Here is an 18,117-nt window from a genome sequence, read left to right as displayed (position 1 = left end):
TGATATGCAGCGGATGGGGATGGTTCTGGGCCTGAAGCCGGAAAAGGTCGAGGAGTATGTCCGCCTTCACGCTGCCGTCTGGCCGGACGTGCTGACCATGATCTCGGCCTGCAACATCAAGAACTACTCGATCTACCTCAAGCGGCCGGAGAACCTGCTGTTCAGCACGCTCGAATACCACGGCGTCGACTACACGGCTGACATGGCCAAGATGGCGGCCGACCCGAGGACGCAGGAATGGTGGGCGGTCTGCATGCCTTGCCAGGAACCGCTGGCGACGCGCGGGGAAGGCGAATGGTGGGCAGCGATGGACGAGGTCTTCCATCATGATTGAAGGCGGTTTCGACCCTGCCTCACTCGCCCAGTCCTGGCCCAAACCTTCGACGCCCCGGCCGATTGTCACCTTCGGCGCCGGGTCGATCGTCGGCGACGCGCATTTCCCGGCCTACAGGAAGGCCGGCTTTCCGATCGCCGGGCTTTACGATCCCGATCATGCTCGAGCTGAAAAACTGGCCACCCAATGGGGTGTGACAGCCTTTCGTTCCGCCGAGGAGGCTGCAGCGGTCAAGGGCGCGATCTTCGACCTCGCGACACCGCCGTCGCGCCATGCCGATGTGCTGAAATCCTTGCCTGACGGCGCGGTGGCGCTGATCCAGAAGCCAATGGGCAGCAACCTCACCGAAGCAACCACGATCCTCGAAATCTGCCGCGCCAAAAAGCTTCAGGCAGCGGTGAACTTCCAGCTGCGCTTCGCGCCGATGATGCTGGCGCTCAAGGACGCCATCGCCAAGGGCTGGCTCGGCGAGATCGTCGACTTCGACGCCTGGCTGGCGCTGGCGACGCCGTGGGAACTGTGGGAATTCCTGCTCAAGGCGCCACGCGTCGAGATCGCCATGCATTCGATCCACTATCTCGACCTGATCCGGCAATTTCTCGGTGACCCCCAAGGCGTGCACGCCAAGACGCTCGGCCATCCCAACCATGCGGTGGCGCAGACGCGCACCAGCGCCATTCTCTGCTATGGCAACACCGTGCGCTGCGCGCTGTCGATCAACCATGACCACAAGTTCGGCCGCCGGCACCAGGCCTGCGAGTTCCGCATCTGCGGCACCGAGGGCGCTGCCTATCTCAAGCTTGGCCTCAACCTCGACTATCCGCGCGGTGAACCGGATGTGCTGGAAATCTACCCCAAAGGCGGGACGGACTGGGTCGCGGTGCCCTTGGCCGGCGAGTGGTTTCCCGATGCCTTCGTCGGCCGCATGGCCAACGTCCAGCGTTTTGCAGCCGGCGAAGACGCGACGCTGATCAGTCCGGTCGAGGATGCCTGGAGCACGATGGCGCTGGTCGAGGCGGCCTATCAGTCGAGTGCGGCACCGGCGACACCGATCGCGGAAAGACCCTGATGGAACAGATCCAGTACTTCGAGGACTACGAGATCGGTGCGTCGCGCCTCACCAGCGGCCGCACCATCACCGAAACCGACTTTGTCGTCCATGCCGGCCACACCGGCGATTTCTTCCCGCATCACATGGACGCCGAGTTCATGAAGACGACGCCGTTCGGCCAGCGCATCGCACATGGCACGCTGGTGTTCTCGATCGGCATCGGGCTGACGGCGACTGTCGTCAATCCCGTTGCCTTTTCCTATGGCTACGACCGGCTGCGCTTCATCAAGCCGGTGTTCATCGGCGACACGATCCGGACGCGCACCACCATCGCGGCCAAGGAAGACGATCCCAAGCGGCCGGCTTCGGGACGGGTCATCGAGCGCTGCGAAGTGATCAACCAGCGCGGCGAAGTGGTGCTGGCGGCCGACCACATCTACATCGTCGAACGCAAGCCGGCGGAGAGCTGAAGCTCAGGGCACCCTAACCGATGGTTCCCTGTGTGGATGCAAGTATGCCCGTATACGCACCTGATGCTACGTCATAACTTTCGTCGCCCTATTTGCGAGAATTGTCCTTCCGGACGTGGCCGCTGACCTGCACGCCGTCCTCGGCGCGCAGATACAGGAAGCCGGGAATGGACAGCAGCGGGATGATCGCGGTCAGCAGGAACACCTGATGAAAGCGCTCCGGTGTGACGATGTGGGTTTCCCCGGCAACCAGACCCAGCACCATGGCGGCGATTGAAACGCCGAGCGAAACGCTGAGCTGCTGCAGGACGCCGCCGAGGCTGGTGGCGCGGCTTAACTTGTCCGCCGGCAGGTCGGCATAGGACAGCGTGTTGGAGGTCATGAACTGCGCCGACCGGATGATGCCGAACACGAAGACGTAGAGGCCGATCATCCAGTGTGGCGTGTCGGCGCCGATCAGGGCGAAGCCCGCCACAGCGGCGGAGCCGACAAGCGCGCTGCCGATCAGCACGACATTGAAACCGAAGCGCCGCAACAGCGGCGACAGCAGCGGCCGAATGAGCAAGGCGCCGAAGCTGCTGACGAACGTCAGCGAGCCGGAGGTAACCGGGCTCATGCCAAAGCCGACCTGCAGCATCAGCGGCAACAGGAACGGCACGCCGTTGAGGCCGACGCGGCACAGGCCACCGGCGAGCGTACCGACCCAGAACGAGCGAAATCGAAACAGCGTCAGGTCGACCGCCGGCGCGACGACCCGACGCGCATAGCGCCCGAAGGCGAGCAGCAGCAGGACTGCAGCTGCCAGCACCAGCACTGTCGCCGAGACAGGGATGATCGGCCGGCCGATGCTTTCGAGCCCGAATTGCAGCAATGCGACGCCGCATCCCACCATCAGGAATCCGGCGAAGTCGAAACGTTGCACCGCTTCCTCATGGAAATCGTCGACGAAGCGCAGCGCAGCCGCAATGCCGAGGCAGCCGAACGGCACGTTGACATAGAATATCCAGCGCCACGAGGCATAGGTGGTCAACAGGCCGCCGAGCAGCGGCCCGATGACAGGTCCCATGATGGCGGGCAAGGTCATGTAGGTCATGGCGGTGATCAAGCCGCTGCGCGGAAAGCTGCGCAGCAGGATCAGCCGCCCGACGGGCGTCATCATGGCGCCGCCCAGCCCCTGCAGGGCACGCATCGCCAGCAGCATGCCGAAACTGCTGGCGATGCCGCACAGCGCCGAACCAAGGGTGAAGGTGAAAAGCGCCAGCGCGAATACTCTTCGTGCGCCGAACCTGTCCGCGAACCAGCCGCTGACGGGGATGAACACGGCCAAGGTCAGGATATAGGTTGTGATCGCCAGGTTCAGCCTGACCGGCGTCGTGTCGAGGCTGCGTGCGATGGCCGGGATTGCGGTGGTGATGATGGTGGAATCGAGCTGCTCCATCAGAAAGGCGATGGCGACGATGATCGGAATGATCAGCCTCAGCCTCGGGTCGCGCTCGGTGGCAAATTGAGGCTGTTCCAATGCTGTGACCAATTCCGTCATGCAGGCGGCTTGGATGCTCCAGCTCAAGCTGGCGCATCCGCGTTCAAAGGCAAGATTGCCTGTATGCGCCAGCCAGCCGAGACCTGACCGCATGGCCTGTCTTATGGTCCGACAAAAAGGCAAGCGGTAGTCAATTTGGCCTTGATGGAAGTCAACAAATCTTGACCGCGGCTATCCTTGCGAGGACATCGGCAAACGGCTGTTGCGTGGAGTTTTCCGGCTCATTTGCGTTTCAGCGAATGCCGTCCCGATTTCGTGAAGGAACGTGTCGAGTGAGAGGCCGTTTTCCTTCCCATGTATGTCTCGCATGAACAGGAGGCATCCTCATGAAAAGGCAGATCGTCTTCATCAGTTCCATCGTGCTGGCGTTGGCCACGAGCGCGATCCCGTTGATCACCGTCGCCAATGCCGCGGTCGTCAGGCACCATAGTGTCCACCACACTGCTGCCCATCACGGTGGCGCGCATCGACACGCTGTGCGCGGTGGACATGGGCACCACGGCGGTTGGGTCAGCAGCGGTTGGACCGGCGACGATTGGGCCGGCGATGGTGGCTGGATAGACGGCTACTACAATGGCTACGGCAGTTACGACGGCTACGCCGGCGACTATTGCGGAACCATCCAATGGACGCTCGACCTATGCGGCCCCCACGGTCCCTGACCCTCATCCGGCCGTAGCGCGCCTCAGGCAGGACGGCTGCACCGGATGGCCTATGGCCTTTCCGCGAAGTCGAACCGGCAATGGTCGTGCCGGCCATCACAGGCGCAGTATGTCTCCTCGCATTCGACTTGCGTCGGTGCCGCAAGACCGAGCAGGAACGAGAAGGCGCCGGTGACAAAACCCTCGAACATGTAGCAGACGCGCTGGCCTGGCCCCTGCCCGGCCTCCAGCGCGAAGATCGAATTCCTCAGGCTGATGCTGCCGAAGCGCCCGCCCACATCCAGCGTGTCGATCGAGAACTGGCCCCAGCCGCGCTGCGACAGGCGCTGGAAATAATGGCGGAACGTCGCCTCGGGATCGAGGCCCTTGCCCTGCACCTGCGCCTCGCACCATTCGATGGCGGACTTTGCCGTCGCTGTGCGCAGGATGGCGCGATAGGCATCGCGGCCGAGAGCTGCCTCGACAGCGAGATGATTGTTCACCAGGAAGTGCCTGGGCAGGTAGACCATCGGCAGCCCGTCGGTCCGCCAGATGCCGCTCGTCTCGTCGACATCGATCGGAACCGCGGGCCGCATGATGCCTAGGCTGCTTGGCGTTGCGCGGCGACCGAGACCGACTGGTCCTTGTAGAGCTCGCCGTCCTTCATGATGACGACGAGGTTCTTCTCATGCACCATCATGTCGAGGTCCTTCAGCGGGTCGCCATTGACCAGCAGCAGGTCGGCGATGAAGCCTTCCTTGACCATGCCGAGCTCGTCGCCGAGGCCCATCACCTGGCCGCCGAGGCGCGTGCCGCATTGCAGCGCCTCGCTCGGCGAATAGCCGAGCAGGTCGACGAAATGCTTGAGGTCGCGCGCGTTGGTGCCTTGCGGCGTCTGCGCGAAACCATAGTCGCCCCCGATCAGTGCGCGCACGCCGCGCTTCCGCAATTCGGTGTAGACCTTGCGGCTGTCGTCGAGGATGCGCTGCATGCCGAACTTGACCGCCATCTCGTGGGTAAAGCCGAAGGGCTCGCCCTCGTAGAGCGTGCCGTAGATGATGCCGATGGCCGGGCCGACGAAGATGCGGTCCTTGGCCGATTCCAGCGCATCGAGCGCTTCCTCGTCGGCGGATTCGCAGTGGTAGATGACGTCGACGCCGCACTTTACCGCGCGCTTCACAGAGCCGGCTGCGCGGGCATGGCAGTTGATCTTCTTGCCGAAGTCGCGGGCAACGGACACCGCCGTCATCACTTCGGCCTCGCTCATCACGGTCAGGCCGCCATGCGCCGCGGGGCTCAGATCGTCGCCGGAAATGTTGATCTTGATGTTGTCGGCGCCTTCGCGGCAGCACAGGCGCACCGCCTTGGTGATCTCCTCGACGCCGTCGGCGATCATGCCGAAGCTCTCGTGATACATATGTTGCTGGCGCTCGTCGCCGAGGCCGCCGGTCACCGTGATTTCCGGACTGCCGGCGCGCATGCGCGGTCCCGGCAAGCGGCCGGCATTGATTTCGTTGCGGATGACGATGTCCAGCCTGAGCTTCGAGGTCGCGGCGCTGTAGGCGCTGGTGAAGCCATGGTCGAGCAATGTCTTGGCATTGCGCATGGTCAGCAGAAGATGCTCCTCGGGCGGAATCAGGCCAAGGTCGGAATCCTTGATCGCGCCGCCGAAGGAGATGTGGGCGTGGCCTTCGACAAGGCCCGGCATCAGCGTCATGCCGCGGCATTCGATCGTCGTCGCGCCGTCACCGGACAATTGGCCGGGCGTGCGCGCAATGGTGACGATGCGGCCATTCTCGACCAGCAGATCGGCTGGAAAGGCATCGGCGCCGGTGCCATCCCAAATCATGGCATTTCGAAACATCACTCTTGTCATGACATCGTCCTTTCGGAGTTGGCGGGGTTATTGGTTGACGGCTTGCGCAGTAATGACGTCGTCGGCAACGACATTGGACAGGATGCCGACGTCTTCCAATTCCACTTCGCAGACGTCGCCATGTTTCATGAACAGCTGCGGCTTGCGCGCCATGCCGACGCCGGACGGCGTGCCGGTGACGAGGATATCGCCCGGCTCGAGCGTGATCGCTTCGCTGATGATCGAGATTAGCGAGGCGACATCGAAGATCATGTCGCTGGTCGAGGCGTTCTGGACGACCTGGCCGTTGAGGCGCGTCTGAATGCGCAGCCCCTTGCCGCCCGGCGGCAATTCGTCTGATGTCACGAAGATCGGCCCGAAGGATCCGGTGCCGTCGAAATTCTTGCCGACGGTCCACTGCGGCGACTTGGTCTGGAAGTCGCGGATCGAGGCATCGTTGAAGATGGAGTAGCCGGCGACATGGCTCAGTGCCTTGCCAGGGGCAATGTGGCGGCCGGCCTTGCCGATGATCGCCACCATCTCGCCCTCGTAATCGAGCTGGATCGATGCCTCCGGACGGCGGATGGCTGCGCCATGCCCGATCAGGCTGGTCGAGAAGCGGGCGAACAAGGTCGGATAATTCGGCGGCACGAAGCCGCTCTCGATGGAATGGTCGACATAGTTGAGGCCGACGCAGATGATCTTGCCCGGTGCCGATAGCGGCGGCAGCCACTCGACCGCTTGAGGATCGATCCGCCGTCCGCTGGCCAGCCGCTCGCCTGCCGCCTGCAGCGCTTGCGTGCCCTCGGCGATGAGTTCCTCCAGTCGTCCGGGAAACATCGCATCGCTTTCGTCGATGCCGCGGAACTCACCTGCCGGCAATGCGATTGCCAGTCCGGGTCCCCGCGGCGATTTATAGACTGCAAATCGCACTGGCCACATCCTCGCTTGTGAAGGCTGGACTTTGTTCAGAAATTATATATCTGTCAACATAGAATATATTATTTTGCATTCTGATTCCTCCCTGCGATAATGTATGAGAGGCATTCGATGGACAGATTCGGCCGCGGGCGAACCAATGGCTAGGGAAGGCTCGATCAATCTCACCCAAGGCGCGTATGAGGATTTGCGCGCCGACCTTTTGTCGTGCCGCATCGCACCGGGCAGCCGGCTCAAGGTGCAGGAACTGTGCGATAGGCTGTCCGTCAGCCTCGGCGCCATCCGCGAGGCGCTGTCGCGGCTGACGTCCGAGGGCCTTGTCGTGGCCGAACCGCAACGCGGCTTCCGCGCCGCGCCGATCTCGGCCGAGGATCTGGTCGACCTCACCAAGACGCGCATCCAGATCGAGACGCTGTGCATCCGCCGCGCCATCGAGGTGGGCGACGTCGCCTGGGAATCGCAGCTGGTCGCGGCCCTGCACCGGCTGTCGCGAACGCCAGAGCACACACCGGACCATCCGGTGCATTCGAGCGACGAATGGGCGACCGCGCATGCGGCCTTCCACAAGGCGCTGGTTGGCGGCTGCGACAGCCGCTGGCTGCTGCGCCTGCGTGACCAGCTTTACGACCAGAGCGAGCGCTACCGCCGCCGTTCGGTCTCGCTGGCACCCAATGCCCGCAACATCAGCAAGGAACATCAGGACCTCGCCAATGCCGTGCTCGACCGCAATGCCGAGAAGGCAGCCGAATTGCTGGCGGCGCATCTGGCGGTGACCACCGACATCCTGCTGGCGGCCGAAGCCGATGACCTGCCGGCGCGCGAGAAAATTGTGCGGGCGTAGCGCTTCATTTTCGAGGTCCTCGGACAGAAGGTAGAAAACGCCGCCCGTACGAACGGGCGGCGTTTTGCGTCATGAGCCTATTGGCGCAGATTGGTCCAGATACGATCGTAGGCGCGGATCGCCTTCTCGTCGCATGACGGCGCAAACGAGATTTTCAGATCGGCCGGCGGGTTGAACTCCGGCGAGCCGCCAATATCCGCCGCCAGGTATTTGTTGGAACCAGCGATCGCGCTCTGGTAGCCGGTGTATTTCTGCTGCAGCGCGATGTTTTCGGGATCCATCAGGAAGTTGAGGAACTTCTTGGCGTTGTCGACATTGGGCGCGGTCGAGGGAACGGCGACATTGTCCATCCAGCCGACAACACCTTCCTTGGGATAGACATATTTGACCGTCGACTTCTGCTGGCGTGTCGCCAGCGCCTTGCCCGACCACTGCTCGTGCATGACCGTCTCGCCGGCGACCTGGCGCTCGACGATGCCATCGGAATTGTAAACCTTGACGAAGGGCTTTTGCGCCTCGAGCAAGGCATCGAGTTCCTTCAGGTCCGCCGGATTGCTGTTGCACTGATCCTTGCCGAGATAGACCAATGCCAGCGACATCACCTCGGTCGGCGACCCGAACATGCCGACCTTGCCCTTGAGTTCCGCCGGCGGATCGAAGAGCGGCTTCAGGCTGTCGGTCGGCCCTTTGTAGACGGCGGTGTCCACCGAATAGGACGTGGTCCCCCACACCCATGGCACGGTGTATTTCGCATCCGGATCCCAGGACCGATGCTGCCATTTCGGATCGACGTTCTTGAAGTTCGGCATCGCCCCCGCATCGACTTCCTGGAACAGCTTCTGCTTGACGAAGATCGGCACGAAGTCGTTGCTGATGATCATCACGTCGTAGCCGGCGGCGCCCGAGCTCAACTTGGCGAGCGCGGTCTCGTTCGAATCGTAGGTGTCGATGGTGACCTTGATCCCGGTCTCCGTCTCGAACTTCTTGATCATTTCGTCCGATGTGTAGTCGGTCCAGTTGTAGATGTGCAGTTCGCCGGAATCGGCGAGCGCCGTGGTGGTGATGGCCCCCATGATGGCGGTGGCCAAAGCTATTCCTGAAAGTCCTTCTTTCCATTTGGTCACGGTCGTTCTCCTCTGGTTTTCTTATTTCTAGGCAAGTCTATTTGCGTCGTCCGACGAGCAGCGCCGCTGCGACGAAGACGATGGAAACGGCAAGAAGGATGGTGGAGATGGCGTTGACCTCCGGCGTCACGCCAAGCCGCATCATGCCGTAGATGTAGACCGGCAAGGTGGTCGAGCCGGCGCTCGACACCATCATCGAGATCAGGAAATCATCGAGCGAGACGACGAAGGCCATGATGGCGCCGGCCGAGATCGCCGGGATCAGCAAGGGCAGCGTGACGCGGCGAAACAGCCGCCATTCGTCGGCATAGAGGTCGCGGCCAGCCTCCTCCAGCGTGCCGCCCATGTCGCGCAGCCGCGCCTGGATCGGCAGCAGCGCGAACGGAATGCAAAAGACAGTGTGGGCGATCATCAGGTTGATGAGCCCGTGATGCATGCCGAGCCCGGAAAAGAAGATCAGCGTGGTGATCGCCACGACGATCTCCGGCACCACCAGTGGCATCGCGATCAGCGCCGTTGCCGCGCTGCGCCCGAACCGCAGCCGGCCGCGTTCCAGTGCCAGCGCGCCGGCCGTGGCGATGGCCGTCGCGGCGATGGTGGCGACGATCGCGATGATGACGCTGTTGAAGGCAGCGTCGCGGATCGAGCCGTTGTTGGCGACCGCGACGAACCATTTGAAACTGAAGCCGGCCCACACGGTGACCAGCCGGCTCGAGTTGAAGGCATAGATCACCAGGATCAGCAGCGGCGCGTAGAAGAAGAGGAATATGAGAGCGGTGTAGGCCGACAGGCCGGGCGTATGCCGCCAGTCGAAGGGTTTTGCGCCATTCATCGCCGCTCCTCCTGTGCCTTGCGCGAACGGATGACGAAGACGGTCAGCACGACGACCGTCACGACGGTCGAGAGTGCTGCCCCAAACGGCCAGTTGCGCGACGACGTGAACTGCATCTGGATCAGGCTGCCGATCAAAAGCTTCTTGCCGCCGCCAAGCAGGTCGGGCGCCAGGAACGAGCCGAGCGCCGGCGCGAAGACAAGCGTGGCGCCGGCCAGCGCGCCGGGTCTCGCCAGCGGCCAGACGATACGGCGGAAGACCGCGGCGCGGCTGGCGTAGAGATCGTGCGCGGCCTCGATCAGACGCGGGTCGATGCGCTCCAGCGTCGAATAGATCGGCAGCACCATGAAGGGCAGGAAGGTGTAGACGAGGCCGAGCAGGATCGACCCGTCATTGTAGAGCAGCGGCAGCGGATTGGAGATGATGCCGGCATGGCGCAGCGCACCATTCGCCAGGCCTTCGTCGCGCAGGATGAGGATCCAGCAATAGGTGCGGATCAGTGTGTTGATCCAGAACGGCAGCGTGACGGCAAACAGCAGGACCCGCCGGCGCTCCGGTGTCTGGCAGACGATGTACCAGGCAACCGGCAGGCCAAGCACCAGGCAGATGAGGGTCGTGGCAATGGCGAGGTAGATCGAACGCAGGATGATCAGCGCATAGCTCGGCGAAAACACCAGGCTGTCGTCGAAGTCGCGCTGGTACAGGAACTGGAGATAGGCGTCGAACGTCTCCGGCGCCGTGACGCCGCCATAGGGGTTGGCGGTCATGAAGGAATAGGCGACCGCCAGGAACAGCGGCAGCACCATGAAAATGCCGATGACCAGCATTGCGGGTGCGATCAGCAGGTAGGTGCGGTTCGGACCCATCGCCGCCTCAGTTCGCCAGTTCGCGTTCGACGTCGCGGGCCCAGTCGACGACGACCCTGTCGCCTGTCGCCAATGCCGCACGACCGCGCGAGCGCGACTGCAGTCTCGCTCCCTCTTCCAGGACAATTTCGTAGAGGGTGTCGGAGCCGAGGAAGGTGATGGCTGACACCGCCCCCCTGGCGTGGCCTGTGGCGTCATCGGATGCCGGCGAGACGACGATGTGTTCGGGCCGCACGACGATCGTCTTCGCCGGGTCGCGACCAAGCAATGCCCCCGGCAGCAGGTTGGACTCACCGATGAAATCGGCAACGAAGCGGTCCTGCGGATTGTCGTAGATGTCGCGCGGCGTGCCGACCTGCAGCACGTCGCCACTGCGCATTACCGCGATCCCATCGGACATGGCGAGCGCCTCCTCCTGGTCGTGGGTGACCAGCACGAAGGTGATGCCGGTTTCGCGCTGCAGCCGCTTCAATTCGCTCTGCATGCCCTTGCGCAGCTTGAGGTCGAGGGCCGACAGCGGCTCGTCGAGCAAAAGCACGCTCGGCTTCGGAGCAAGGGCACGCGCCACCGCGACGCGCTGCTGCTGGCCGCCCGACAGTTGCGCCGGGCGGCGCGTGGCGAAGCCTTCGAGCCGCACCATTTCCAGTGCTTCCCTGACGCGCTCGTCGATCAGCGATTTCGGCGCGTTCTGCATTTCCAGCCCGAACGCAACATTCTCGGCGACGCTCATATGCGGGAACAGCGCGTAGCTCTGGAACACCGTGTTGACCGGCCGTTTCTGCGGCGGCAAGGCGGCGACATCGCTGCCGGCGATGCGGATGGCGCCCGAGCTTGGCGCCTCGAAGCCGGCTATCAGCCGCAAGAGGGTCGTCTTGCCGCAACCGGACGGGCCAAGCAGGGTGAAGAACTCATTGTCGAAGATTTCGAGGCTGACTTCGTTCAGCGCACGGACAGGATCGGCGTCCCTGGTCACGAAGGATTTTGACACGCTTTGGATGTCGATCATGACCGGCAAATTCCTGGGACTGCGGTGAGATGGCCGTGCCTGCTGGGAACCATCACGGTCATTCGAAACCGTGCCTAAAAATTCGCTCCAAAATTATATTTGTCAACAAATAATATATTGTTTTTGCTCTCTGACACGTGAAAATGTGGCAGGGAACCGGCTATCCTCCGCGCCCACCCCTTTGCGTGTCGTGACGGTACGCCGGCAGGTTCAGATCACCCTGCCACTGTCGGGATCGAGCAGGTGCATATGGGCCATGCCGAGCGAGAGTGTCGCCACCTCGCCCGGCTTCGGCGTCGAAGCGGGATCGATGCGCGCCGTCGCCTCCGCGCCGGCGATCAGCACATGCAGCAGCGTCTCCATGCCCATCGGCTCGACCACCTCGACCGGCGCCTTGATGTCGACGACGTCGGGCCGCTCGCGCTGCTCGGTGATGTGCTCGGGACGCAGGCCGAATTCGAGTTCGCGCCCGACATGGCCGGCATAGCGTGCGGTACGGGCAGCCGGGACGGCGAGAGCGGTGCCATCACCGAGCACGACCGCGAGCCGGTCGCCGCGCGCTTCCAGGCGGCACTTGAAGAAGTTCATGCCGGGGCTGCCGATGAAGCCGGCGACGAAGCGGCTGGCCGGTTCATGGTAGAGATCGTTGGGCGGCCCGATCTGCTCGATGCGCCCCTTGTTCATCACCACGACGCGATCGGCCAGCGTCATCGCCTCGACCTGATCATGGGTGACATAGACCGTCGTGGTGGCGACCATCTGGTGCAGCTTCTTGATCTCGGCGCGCATCTTCACCCTGAGCTTGGCGTCGAGGTTGGAGAGCGGTTCGTCGAACAGGAACACCTTCGGCTGCCGCACCATGGCGCGGCCCATCGCGACGCGCTGGCGTTGGCCGCCAGACAACTGGTGCGGCTTACGCTGCAGCAGTTCGCTGAGGTCGAGAATGTCGGCGACACGGGCGATGCGCTGCGTCACCTCGCCGTCCGGCACCTTGCGGATGCGCAGGCCGAAAGCCATGTTCTGCGCGACCGTCATCTGCGGATAGAGCGCGTAGCTCTGGAAGACCATCGCGATGTCGCGATCCCTGGCCTGGACGTTGTTGACCAGCTTGCCGCCGATATGGATCTCGCCGCCGCTCGGCCTGTCCAGTCCCGCCACCATGCGCAGTGTCGTCGACTTGCCGCAGCCGGACGGCCCGACGAGGACGACGAATTCGCCCTCGGCGATGTCGAGATCGATATCGTGCACCACCTTCAGATTCTGGAAGCTCTTCGAAACCTTCTTCAGTTCGACGTCTGCCATGGCGCTACTCCCTTGCCGTGGGCGCGAACATGTCGAGCGCCAGTGCCGCGGCACCGATCACGCCGGCGTCATTGCCGTGTTCCACCGCCACGATCAAAGGCGGGCGGCCGGGCTTCAGCAGCACGAAATCCCTGACATTGCGGGCGATGCGATCGGTGAAGAAAGGGCCGGCCAGCGCCAGACCGCCGCCGATGATCGCCGCCTCGATGTTGAGCATGTTCGACATGATGCCGATCATCTGACCGAGCCAGCGCGCCACCTCGTCGACGACCTGCAGCGCGATGGGGTCGCCTTCCTTGGCAAGATCGCAGACCGCCTCGGCGTTGGTGGCGTCGGTGTCCGGCTTGAGCTGGCGATAGCGGTTGACCAGCGCGCGGGCGCTGGCGAGGTTCTCGACCATGCCAGGCACCGGATCGGCAATGTCGGTGCGGGCCGGATCGAGCGAGATGCAGCCAAGCTGTGGCGGCAACCCGTCCGGGCCGTCGATCACCTTGCGGTCGATTACCATGGCGCCGCCAATGCCGGTGCCGAGCGTCAGCAGCGCAAAGCGGGAGAAGGGACGGCCGGCGCCGTGCCGCATCTCGCCATGGGTGGCGCAGACGGCATCGTTGCGGACGATGGCCGGGACGCCGAAGCGAATGCCGAACAGTCTTGACAGCGAACCCTTCAACAGCGCCGGGATCGCCGGGCATCGGCCATTCAGCATACCGGTCTCGGGATTTGGCGTGCCCGGCACACCAATGCCAATGGCCGTGATGTCCGGATACTGCCGCGTCAGCTCGTCGGTGGCCTTGGTGACCAGATGGACGAAATCCGCGAACTCGATATCCCGATGCACCGGGACAGCGCCGCGCGCCAGCACCTTGCCCGAACCGTCGACGGCGCCGAGCTTGACCAGGCTGCCGCCAATGTCGATTCCGATCGCGGTTACCATCAGGCCTCCTTGCGGATGCGCACGTTGAGCCTGCGTCCGAGATTGGGATAGATCATCTTGTCCGGATCGATGCCACGCGCGATCGCCAGTTCGCAGCCATACCATTGCAGCGGGATCGGCGCCCAGCAACCGGCGAGCCATTGCTGCTCCGCCGCCGTCGGCCAACTGACATCGAGGTCGAAGCGAGTCGGATGGCCGGAGAGGTTGAGGACGACCGCACGTGGCCCGAGTTCGGCCAGAGCCTCGCCGAGATTGGCCGCGACCTTCGCCTCGGCTTCGGTCTGCGCGATGGCGATCACCAGGCTTTTGTCCGTTGTTCCATAGACATGCCCATGCAACGCCTCCTCGGTGTCGAAGGCGGCTGTCGGCACGCCGCTGATCTCGGCGATCTTGAGCGATGCCTCGAGCGCGGTGCCGAGATGCGTCGCCTGTCCGGCGACCAGTATGTAATCCGGGACGCCGAAGCGGGCGACCAGATCCTTCGCTGCGGCGAGACCGGTTTCCGCTGTCTGCTCCAGTTGTCCGAGAAGCTTCGACAGATCGACCGTCTTGTTGGCTAGCTTGGCGGCAACCGCCAGCACCGAGATGACGGTGGCGGTATAGCCCATGGTCTTCGGGCCGACTGTCTCCGGGCCGATCGGCATGACGATCACTTCGGCGCCGGTCTCGGTAATCAGGCTGCCCTCCTCACCGGTAATGACAAGGGTGGGAAACCCGCGCGCCACCGCCAGGCGCACCGCTTCGATCGTGGTGATGCTCATGCCGGACTGCGAGGCAGCCAGAACCAGCGTACGCTGGTCCGATGCCTTGGGCGGCAAGCGCAGGAAAGCCTCCGGCTCCTTGGCGATCACCGAGGCGCCCGTCCCCTCCTCCAGCGCTTCAGCGCCAGCCAGCAGTGCATTCATCGAGGAGCCGGTGCCAAGCAGCACGATGCGCTGCGGCTTCTGGCGCAGGCTGGCGAACCGATCCAGATCCGCGCCGATGGCGGCGGGCAGCCCGGTCAGGGTCGAAGGCTGCCGGCGGATGTATTTGCCTATCTGCATCTTGATGTTCCATCAGTTCGAAATTGTAGAAGTCTTGCGAAAATCTGTCGGCCATGACGCCGGGCTATTTGCTGTAGCCCTTGCTCAGGCCGCTGATGAATTGCCGCGAGAACAGGGTGAACAGCAGGACGAGTGGCACCGCGCCAAGCGTCAGCGCGGCGAGAAGTGCGGGATAGTCGTTCATGAACTGGCCGACGAATTGCTGCACGCCGAGCGTCACCGTCTGGTTCTGCCGGCTTGGAGCCAGGATCAGCGGGAACCAGAGGTCGTTCCAGACCGGCAGCATGGTCAGCGCGGCCACCGCGGCGAGGCCGGGCCTGACCAAAGGCAGCACGATCCAGAAGGTGCGCAGCTCGCTCGCGCCATCCATGCGCGCTGCTTCCTTGATATCTGTCGGAACGGTGCGGAAATAGGTGACCATCAGCGTTACCGCGATCGGGATGCTCATGGCGGTGTAGACGAGGATGAGGGCGGCCAGCGTATCCATCAGCTTCCAGGCGAGCATCATCTGGATGAGCGGGATCGTGCCGAGCCGGATCGGCAACATGATGCCGAGCACGAACAGGCCAGCGAGCAGCGAGGCGACCCGCACACGGTATTCGACCAGGGCGAAGGCGGCGAGCGTTGACAGGACCACCGTCAGCACGATCGTCGTCACCGTGACGATCAGGCTGTTGCGGTAGTTGACGATGAAATTGCCGCGCGTGAAGACCCGCTTGTAGCCTTCGAGGCTGAAGGTCTTGGCCGTCGGCAGGTCGAACGGACCACCGAAGATCGCCGGCGTCGTCTTCAGCGAATTGATGATGACGATCAGCACCGGTCCTATGGCGAGCAGGACAAAGAGGATCAGCAGTGCGTGGACGATGATGCGCTCCAGCGTCCAGGGCTCGCGGTCCTGGCGGCGGCGGGCAACTCGCATGGTGAGGTCCGGGGCGCTCATGTCAGCTCCTAGACCGAATAGGATTTCAGGCGGCGCTGGATCAGCCAGAAATAGACCGATGTCACCAACAGAACCGTGAGGAAGATGATCGTCGCGACCGCGGCACCCAGGTCGAGATCGGCAAGCTGCCCGCTCGAACCGAAGAAGGTCCGGTAGAAATAGGTGCCGAGGATGTCGGTGCTGTAGTTGGGTCCGGGCGCCGATCCGTTGAGCGCGAACACCAGGTCGAAGCCGTTGAACGTCCAGATGTAGGTGAGGATCGCGATCAGGCCGAATTGCGGCGCGATCAGCGGGAACTTGATCTTCCAGAACGTCGTCCAGCCGCCGGCGCCATCGATGTTGGCGGCTTCGACGAGCTCGTTGGGCACCGCCAGCAGGGCGCTGTAAAGGAAGACCATCGGGATGCCGAAATACTGCCAGACCGACATCAGCGAAATCGTGGTGAGTGCGGTCGATTCCGTGCCCAGCAGCGGAAAACCGACCAGGCCCCAGAGCGGGTTGATGATCAGGCGCCAGACGAAGCCGACAATGACCACCGACAGCGTCGCCGGTATGAACAGCAAGGTGCGGTAGATGCCTTCCGACCGTGCCAGTTTTCCCGACGTCAGCAACGCCGCCAGCAGCAGGCCCATCGGCACTTCGACAATGAGATGGATGGCGAAATACTGCATGTTGTTCAAAAGCGCGTTCCAGAAGCGGGCGCTGATGGTCGGATGCGTGAACAGGCGCTCGTAATTGGCGAGGCCGACAAAGGTGTCGCCAGAGGCGCCACTGGTCTGGAAGAAGCTCATTACGATCGAGGTCGCCAGCGGCAGCACGGCAAAGACCAGGTAGACGGCCAGGGCCGGCAGCACGAACAGCAACAGGTTTCTGTAGGCGGCAGCGGGAGATATCAATTCATGACCTCTTGTTCACGCCGGCTGGATGCGCCGGCGTGCCCGAAGGCTTCGCGCATGCCTCGCCGGCTGGCAAGACATGCGCAAGGCGTTCCCGGATTACTTCTTCTGCGGTCCGTACCAGGAGGCGAGCCCGGTCTGAAGCTCGGTGGCGACCTGCTGAGGCGTGACGTCCGACTTGGTGAACATCACCTGCAGCAGACGCCAGGTCTCGTCGTCGAGCGGCGGCGTGCCGGCGCTCAGGCGATCCAGCGCCAGCCGCGGCGTCAGCTCAGCGCCTTTCTTGAGGTCGGCGAAATCCTGCGCCAGCTTGTTCTTGTAGGTGACCGGCTTGCTGCTCATGGCAAAGAAGCCGGGGGCGGCGTTGACATAGAGCTCCTGGAATTCGGGGCCGGCGACCCAGTCGAGGAAGGTCTTGGCCGCTTCCTTGTGCGCGCTCTTGGCATTGATGCCGATGCCCATGTCCGGCATTTCCTGCAGGTAGCGCTGGTCGCCCGCCTTCGGCACCGGCGGACCGAACACGCCGATATTGAGGCCGGTCGAGGTCGCCTGGTTGATGTCCCATGAGCCGTCCGGCAGGATGGCCGCCTTGCCGAGCGTGAAGAGCTGCGTCATGTCGGCATAGTTCAGGCTCTCCTGTCCGGCCGGCAGAAACGGCTTCCAGGCCTCGAAGGCGGCGATGGCATCGACGAATTCGGGATCGGTCAGTTTCTTCTTGCCGTCGATCAGGCCGAGCCGGCCCTCCTCGCCTTTCCAATAGGCGGGGCCGATGCTGTAGAGGCCGTTGTAGGCGAGTTGCCAGGATTCGGCCGAGCCGTAAGCCAGCGGCGTATAGCGGCCGTCCTTCTTGATCGCCTGCAGGACATCGATGAACTCGGCGCTGGTGGTCGGCACCTTCAAACCCAGTTCCTTGAAGATGTCGGCGTTGTAGTAGAATCCGGCGAGCACGGCGGCGACCGGCAGGCAGTAGGCCTTGTCATCGGCGCCTGACCATGCGGCACGGGACGTCTTGTCGAAGTTCTCCAGGCCCGGCAGCCCTTCCAGGGATTCGAAATAGCCGCGCTTGATCCATTCGCGATTCACGTCGAAGGGGCGGCAGGTGATCAGGTCGCCGCCGGCGCCGCCTTCGATCTGCGACTGGATGGCGGCATTGTACTCATTGGTGTTGATCGGCGCGAACTCGACCTTGATGTCGGGATGCTTGGCTTCGAAGGCGGGCAGGATGGTGTCCTGCCAGACCGCGATGTCCTCGGTCCGCCAGCTGTTCAAGGTGATGGTGACCGGGTCGGCAAAAGCGGCGCCTACGCCGCCTGAAAACATCACGCCAAGCGTCGCCGCCAGCGGGATCGATACACGCATGGAACGCATTTTCCTGCTCTCCCTCAAGATGGTGCCCCGTGTGGATTCACGATTTTGCACTGTTGCCTGGGACCATACCTACTGATACATGTTGTGACAAGTGGTATTGTGTTGTCTTTTCCTGTTGTATGGTCGTTGTCCGGA

General features: G+C 63.2%; 19 protein-coding genes. 5 read left to right on the top strand and 14 right to left on the bottom strand.

From position 1 onward, the window contains the following. The first annotated feature begins 4 nt into the window (after positions 1-4). The 3 genes from CGZ66_RS01715 to CGZ66_RS01705 are packed head-to-tail and all read left to right on the top strand — an operon-like array spanning position 5 to position 1,855. On the top strand, positions 5-334 hold the full coding sequence (locus CGZ66_RS01715; protein WP_095080839.1) for an L-rhamnose mutarotase: 330 nt from the start codon (positions 5-7) through the stop codon (positions 332-334). Beyond that, positions 330-1,403 (top strand): Gfo/Idh/MocA family protein, encoded by a 1,074-nt coding sequence (locus tag CGZ66_RS01710; protein WP_206073651.1) that lies wholly within the window; start codon positions 330-332, stop codon positions 1,401-1,403. The genes CGZ66_RS01715 and CGZ66_RS01710 overlap by 5 nt, the downstream gene beginning before the upstream one ends. Then, on the top strand, positions 1,400-1,855 hold the full coding sequence (locus tag CGZ66_RS01705) for a MaoC/PaaZ C-terminal domain-containing protein (RefSeq protein WP_167391954.1): 456 nt from the start codon (positions 1,400-1,402) through the stop codon (positions 1,853-1,855). Before CGZ66_RS01710 ends, CGZ66_RS01705 begins: the two co-directional genes overlap by 4 nt. An 88-nt stretch (positions 1,856-1,943) precedes the next feature. On the opposite strand, the gene CGZ66_RS01700 is transcribed toward CGZ66_RS01705, so the two are convergent. Then, positions 1,944-3,422, bottom strand: a complete 1,479-nt coding sequence (locus CGZ66_RS01700; protein ID WP_245330962.1) for a DHA2 family efflux MFS transporter permease subunit — start codon at positions 3,420-3,422, stop codon at positions 1,944-1,946. A 299-nt stretch (positions 3,423-3,721) separates the two neighbouring features. Between CGZ66_RS01700 and CGZ66_RS01695 the strand changes: the two genes are divergently transcribed. Then, positions 3,722-4,057, top strand: a complete 336-nt coding sequence (locus tag CGZ66_RS01695; protein WP_095080834.1) for a hypothetical protein — start codon at positions 3,722-3,724, stop codon at positions 4,055-4,057. Positions 4,058-4,107: 50 nt separating this feature from the next. Here CGZ66_RS01695 and CGZ66_RS01690 read toward each other — a convergent pair whose 3' ends face one another. Genes CGZ66_RS01690 through CGZ66_RS01680 form a run of 3 tightly spaced genes read right to left on the bottom strand, consistent with a single transcriptional unit; the run spans position 4,108 to position 6,824 of the window. Further along, entirely contained in the window at positions 4,108-4,632 is a 525-nt protein-coding gene (locus CGZ66_RS01690) for a 4-vinyl reductase (RefSeq protein ID WP_095080832.1), read from the bottom strand. Between the two features lie 5 nt (positions 4,633-4,637). Further along, positions 4,638-5,912: a metal-dependent hydrolase family protein gene (locus tag CGZ66_RS01685; RefSeq protein ID WP_095080830.1), complete on the bottom strand. Its 1,275-nt coding sequence runs from the start codon at positions 5,910-5,912 to the stop codon at positions 4,638-4,640. 27 nt (positions 5,913-5,939) lie between these two features. Continuing rightward, the gene (locus tag CGZ66_RS01680; RefSeq protein WP_095081100.1) at positions 5,940-6,824 is read right to left on the bottom strand and encodes a fumarylacetoacetate hydrolase family protein; all 885 of its coding nucleotides are present in this window, start codon (positions 6,822-6,824) and stop codon (positions 5,940-5,942) included. 145 nt (positions 6,825-6,969) lie between these two features. Here CGZ66_RS01680 and CGZ66_RS01675 point away from each other — a divergent pair, with 145 nt between their 5' ends. After that, entirely contained in the window at positions 6,970-7,671 is a 702-nt protein-coding gene (locus CGZ66_RS01675; RefSeq protein ID WP_095080829.1) for a GntR family transcriptional regulator, read from the top strand. A 77-nt stretch (positions 7,672-7,748) separates the two neighbouring features. Here the strand turns inward: CGZ66_RS01675 and CGZ66_RS01670 are convergent, their stop codons facing one another. From CGZ66_RS01670 to CGZ66_RS01625, 10 genes are all read right to left on the bottom strand, one after another. After that, positions 7,749-8,795 carry an extracellular solute-binding protein gene (locus CGZ66_RS01670; protein WP_206073648.1) on the bottom strand — a complete coding sequence of 349 codons (1,047 nt, stop codon included), beginning with the start codon at positions 8,793-8,795 and terminating at the stop codon, positions 7,749-7,751. Positions 8,796-8,832: 37 nt separating this feature from the next. Beyond that, on the bottom strand, positions 8,833-9,627 hold the full coding sequence (locus CGZ66_RS01665; RefSeq protein WP_095080827.1) for an ABC transporter permease: 795 nt from the start codon (positions 9,625-9,627) through the stop codon (positions 8,833-8,835). Beyond that, positions 9,624-10,493, bottom strand: coding sequence for an ABC transporter permease (locus tag CGZ66_RS01660; RefSeq protein ID WP_095080826.1), 870 nt, complete (start codon positions 10,491-10,493; stop codon positions 9,624-9,626). Before CGZ66_RS01660 ends, CGZ66_RS01665 begins: the two co-directional genes overlap by 4 nt. 7 nt (positions 10,494-10,500) lie before the next feature. Next, positions 10,501-11,499 (bottom strand): ABC transporter ATP-binding protein, encoded by a 999-nt coding sequence (locus tag CGZ66_RS01655; protein ID WP_095080824.1) that lies wholly within the window; start codon positions 11,497-11,499, stop codon positions 10,501-10,503. A gap of 210 nt (positions 11,500-11,709) precedes the next feature. Next, positions 11,710-12,801, bottom strand: coding sequence for an ABC transporter ATP-binding protein (locus tag CGZ66_RS01650; RefSeq protein ID WP_095080823.1), 1,092 nt, complete (start codon positions 12,799-12,801; stop codon positions 11,710-11,712). Between the two features lie 4 nt (positions 12,802-12,805). Continuing rightward, positions 12,806-13,735 (bottom strand): ROK family protein, encoded by a 930-nt coding sequence (locus tag CGZ66_RS01645; protein ID WP_167391944.1) that lies wholly within the window; start codon positions 13,733-13,735, stop codon positions 12,806-12,808. Further along, on the bottom strand, positions 13,735-14,778 hold the full coding sequence (locus CGZ66_RS01640) for an SIS domain-containing protein (RefSeq protein ID WP_095080822.1): 1,044 nt from the start codon (positions 14,776-14,778) through the stop codon (positions 13,735-13,737). Before CGZ66_RS01640 ends, CGZ66_RS01645 begins: the two co-directional genes overlap by 1 nt. 64 nt (positions 14,779-14,842) lie before the next feature. Continuing rightward, positions 14,843-15,697 (bottom strand): ABC transporter permease subunit, encoded by an 855-nt coding sequence (locus CGZ66_RS01635; RefSeq protein ID WP_095081095.1) that lies wholly within the window; start codon positions 15,695-15,697, stop codon positions 14,843-14,845. Positions 15,698-15,726: 29 nt separating this feature from the next. Continuing rightward, on the bottom strand, positions 15,727-16,614 hold the full coding sequence (locus CGZ66_RS01630; RefSeq protein WP_095080821.1) for a carbohydrate ABC transporter permease: 888 nt from the start codon (positions 16,612-16,614) through the stop codon (positions 15,727-15,729). Between the two features lie 99 nt (positions 16,615-16,713). Continuing rightward, the gene (locus CGZ66_RS01625; protein WP_167391943.1) at positions 16,714-17,973 is read right to left on the bottom strand and encodes an ABC transporter substrate-binding protein; all 1,260 of its coding nucleotides are present in this window, start codon (positions 17,971-17,973) and stop codon (positions 16,714-16,716) included. Between the last annotated feature and the right edge of the window lie 144 nt (positions 17,974-18,117).

It is taken from the genome of Mesorhizobium sophorae (assembly GCF_002270415.1).
Classification (GTDB): Bacteria; Pseudomonadota; Alphaproteobacteria; order Rhizobiales; family Rhizobiaceae; genus Mesorhizobium; species Mesorhizobium sophorae.
Note: the sequence above shows the minus strand (reverse complement) of the source record. Positions and strands in the feature narration are given on the sequence as shown.

Bases quoted from the DNA above. Each gene is read 5' to 3' on its own strand.
- CGZ66_RS01715 (WP_095080839.1), top strand. From the start codon at position 5: ATGCAGCGGATGGGGATGGTTCTGGGCCTGAAGCCGGAAAAGGTCGAG.
- CGZ66_RS01695 (WP_095080834.1), top strand. From the start codon at position 3,722: ATGAAAAGGCAGATCGTCTTCATCAGTTCCATCGTGCTGGCGTTGGCC.
- CGZ66_RS01690 (WP_095080832.1), bottom strand. From the start codon at position 4,632: ATGCGGCCCGCGGTTCCGATCGATGTCGACGAGACGAGCGGCATCTGG.
- CGZ66_RS01685 (WP_095080830.1), bottom strand. From the start codon at position 5,912: ATGACAAGAGTGATGTTTCGAAATGCCATGATTTGGGATGGCACCGGC.
- CGZ66_RS01675 (WP_095080829.1), top strand. From the start codon at position 6,970: ATGGCTAGGGAAGGCTCGATCAATCTCACCCAAGGCGCGTATGAGGAT.
- CGZ66_RS01665 (WP_095080827.1), bottom strand. From the start codon at position 9,627: ATGAATGGCGCAAAACCCTTCGACTGGCGGCATACGCCCGGCCTGTCG.
- CGZ66_RS01660 (WP_095080826.1), bottom strand. From the start codon at position 10,493: ATGGGTCCGAACCGCACCTACCTGCTGATCGCACCCGCAATGCTGGTC.
- CGZ66_RS01655 (WP_095080824.1), bottom strand. From the start codon at position 11,499: ATGATCGACATCCAAAGCGTGTCAAAATCCTTCGTGACCAGGGACGCC.
- CGZ66_RS01650 (WP_095080823.1), bottom strand. From the start codon at position 12,801: ATGGCAGACGTCGAACTGAAGAAGGTTTCGAAGAGCTTCCAGAATCTG.
- CGZ66_RS01645 (WP_167391944.1), bottom strand. From the start codon at position 13,735: ATGGTAACCGCGATCGGAATCGACATTGGCGGCAGCCTGGTCAAGCTC.
- CGZ66_RS01640 (WP_095080822.1), bottom strand. From the start codon at position 14,778: ATGCAGATAGGCAAATACATCCGCCGGCAGCCTTCGACCCTGACCGGG.
- CGZ66_RS01635 (WP_095081095.1), bottom strand. From the start codon at position 15,697: ATGCGAGTTGCCCGCCGCCGCCAGGACCGCGAGCCCTGGACGCTGGAG.
- CGZ66_RS01625 (WP_167391943.1), bottom strand. From the start codon at position 17,973: ATGCGTGTATCGATCCCGCTGGCGGCGACGCTTGGCGTGATGTTTTCA.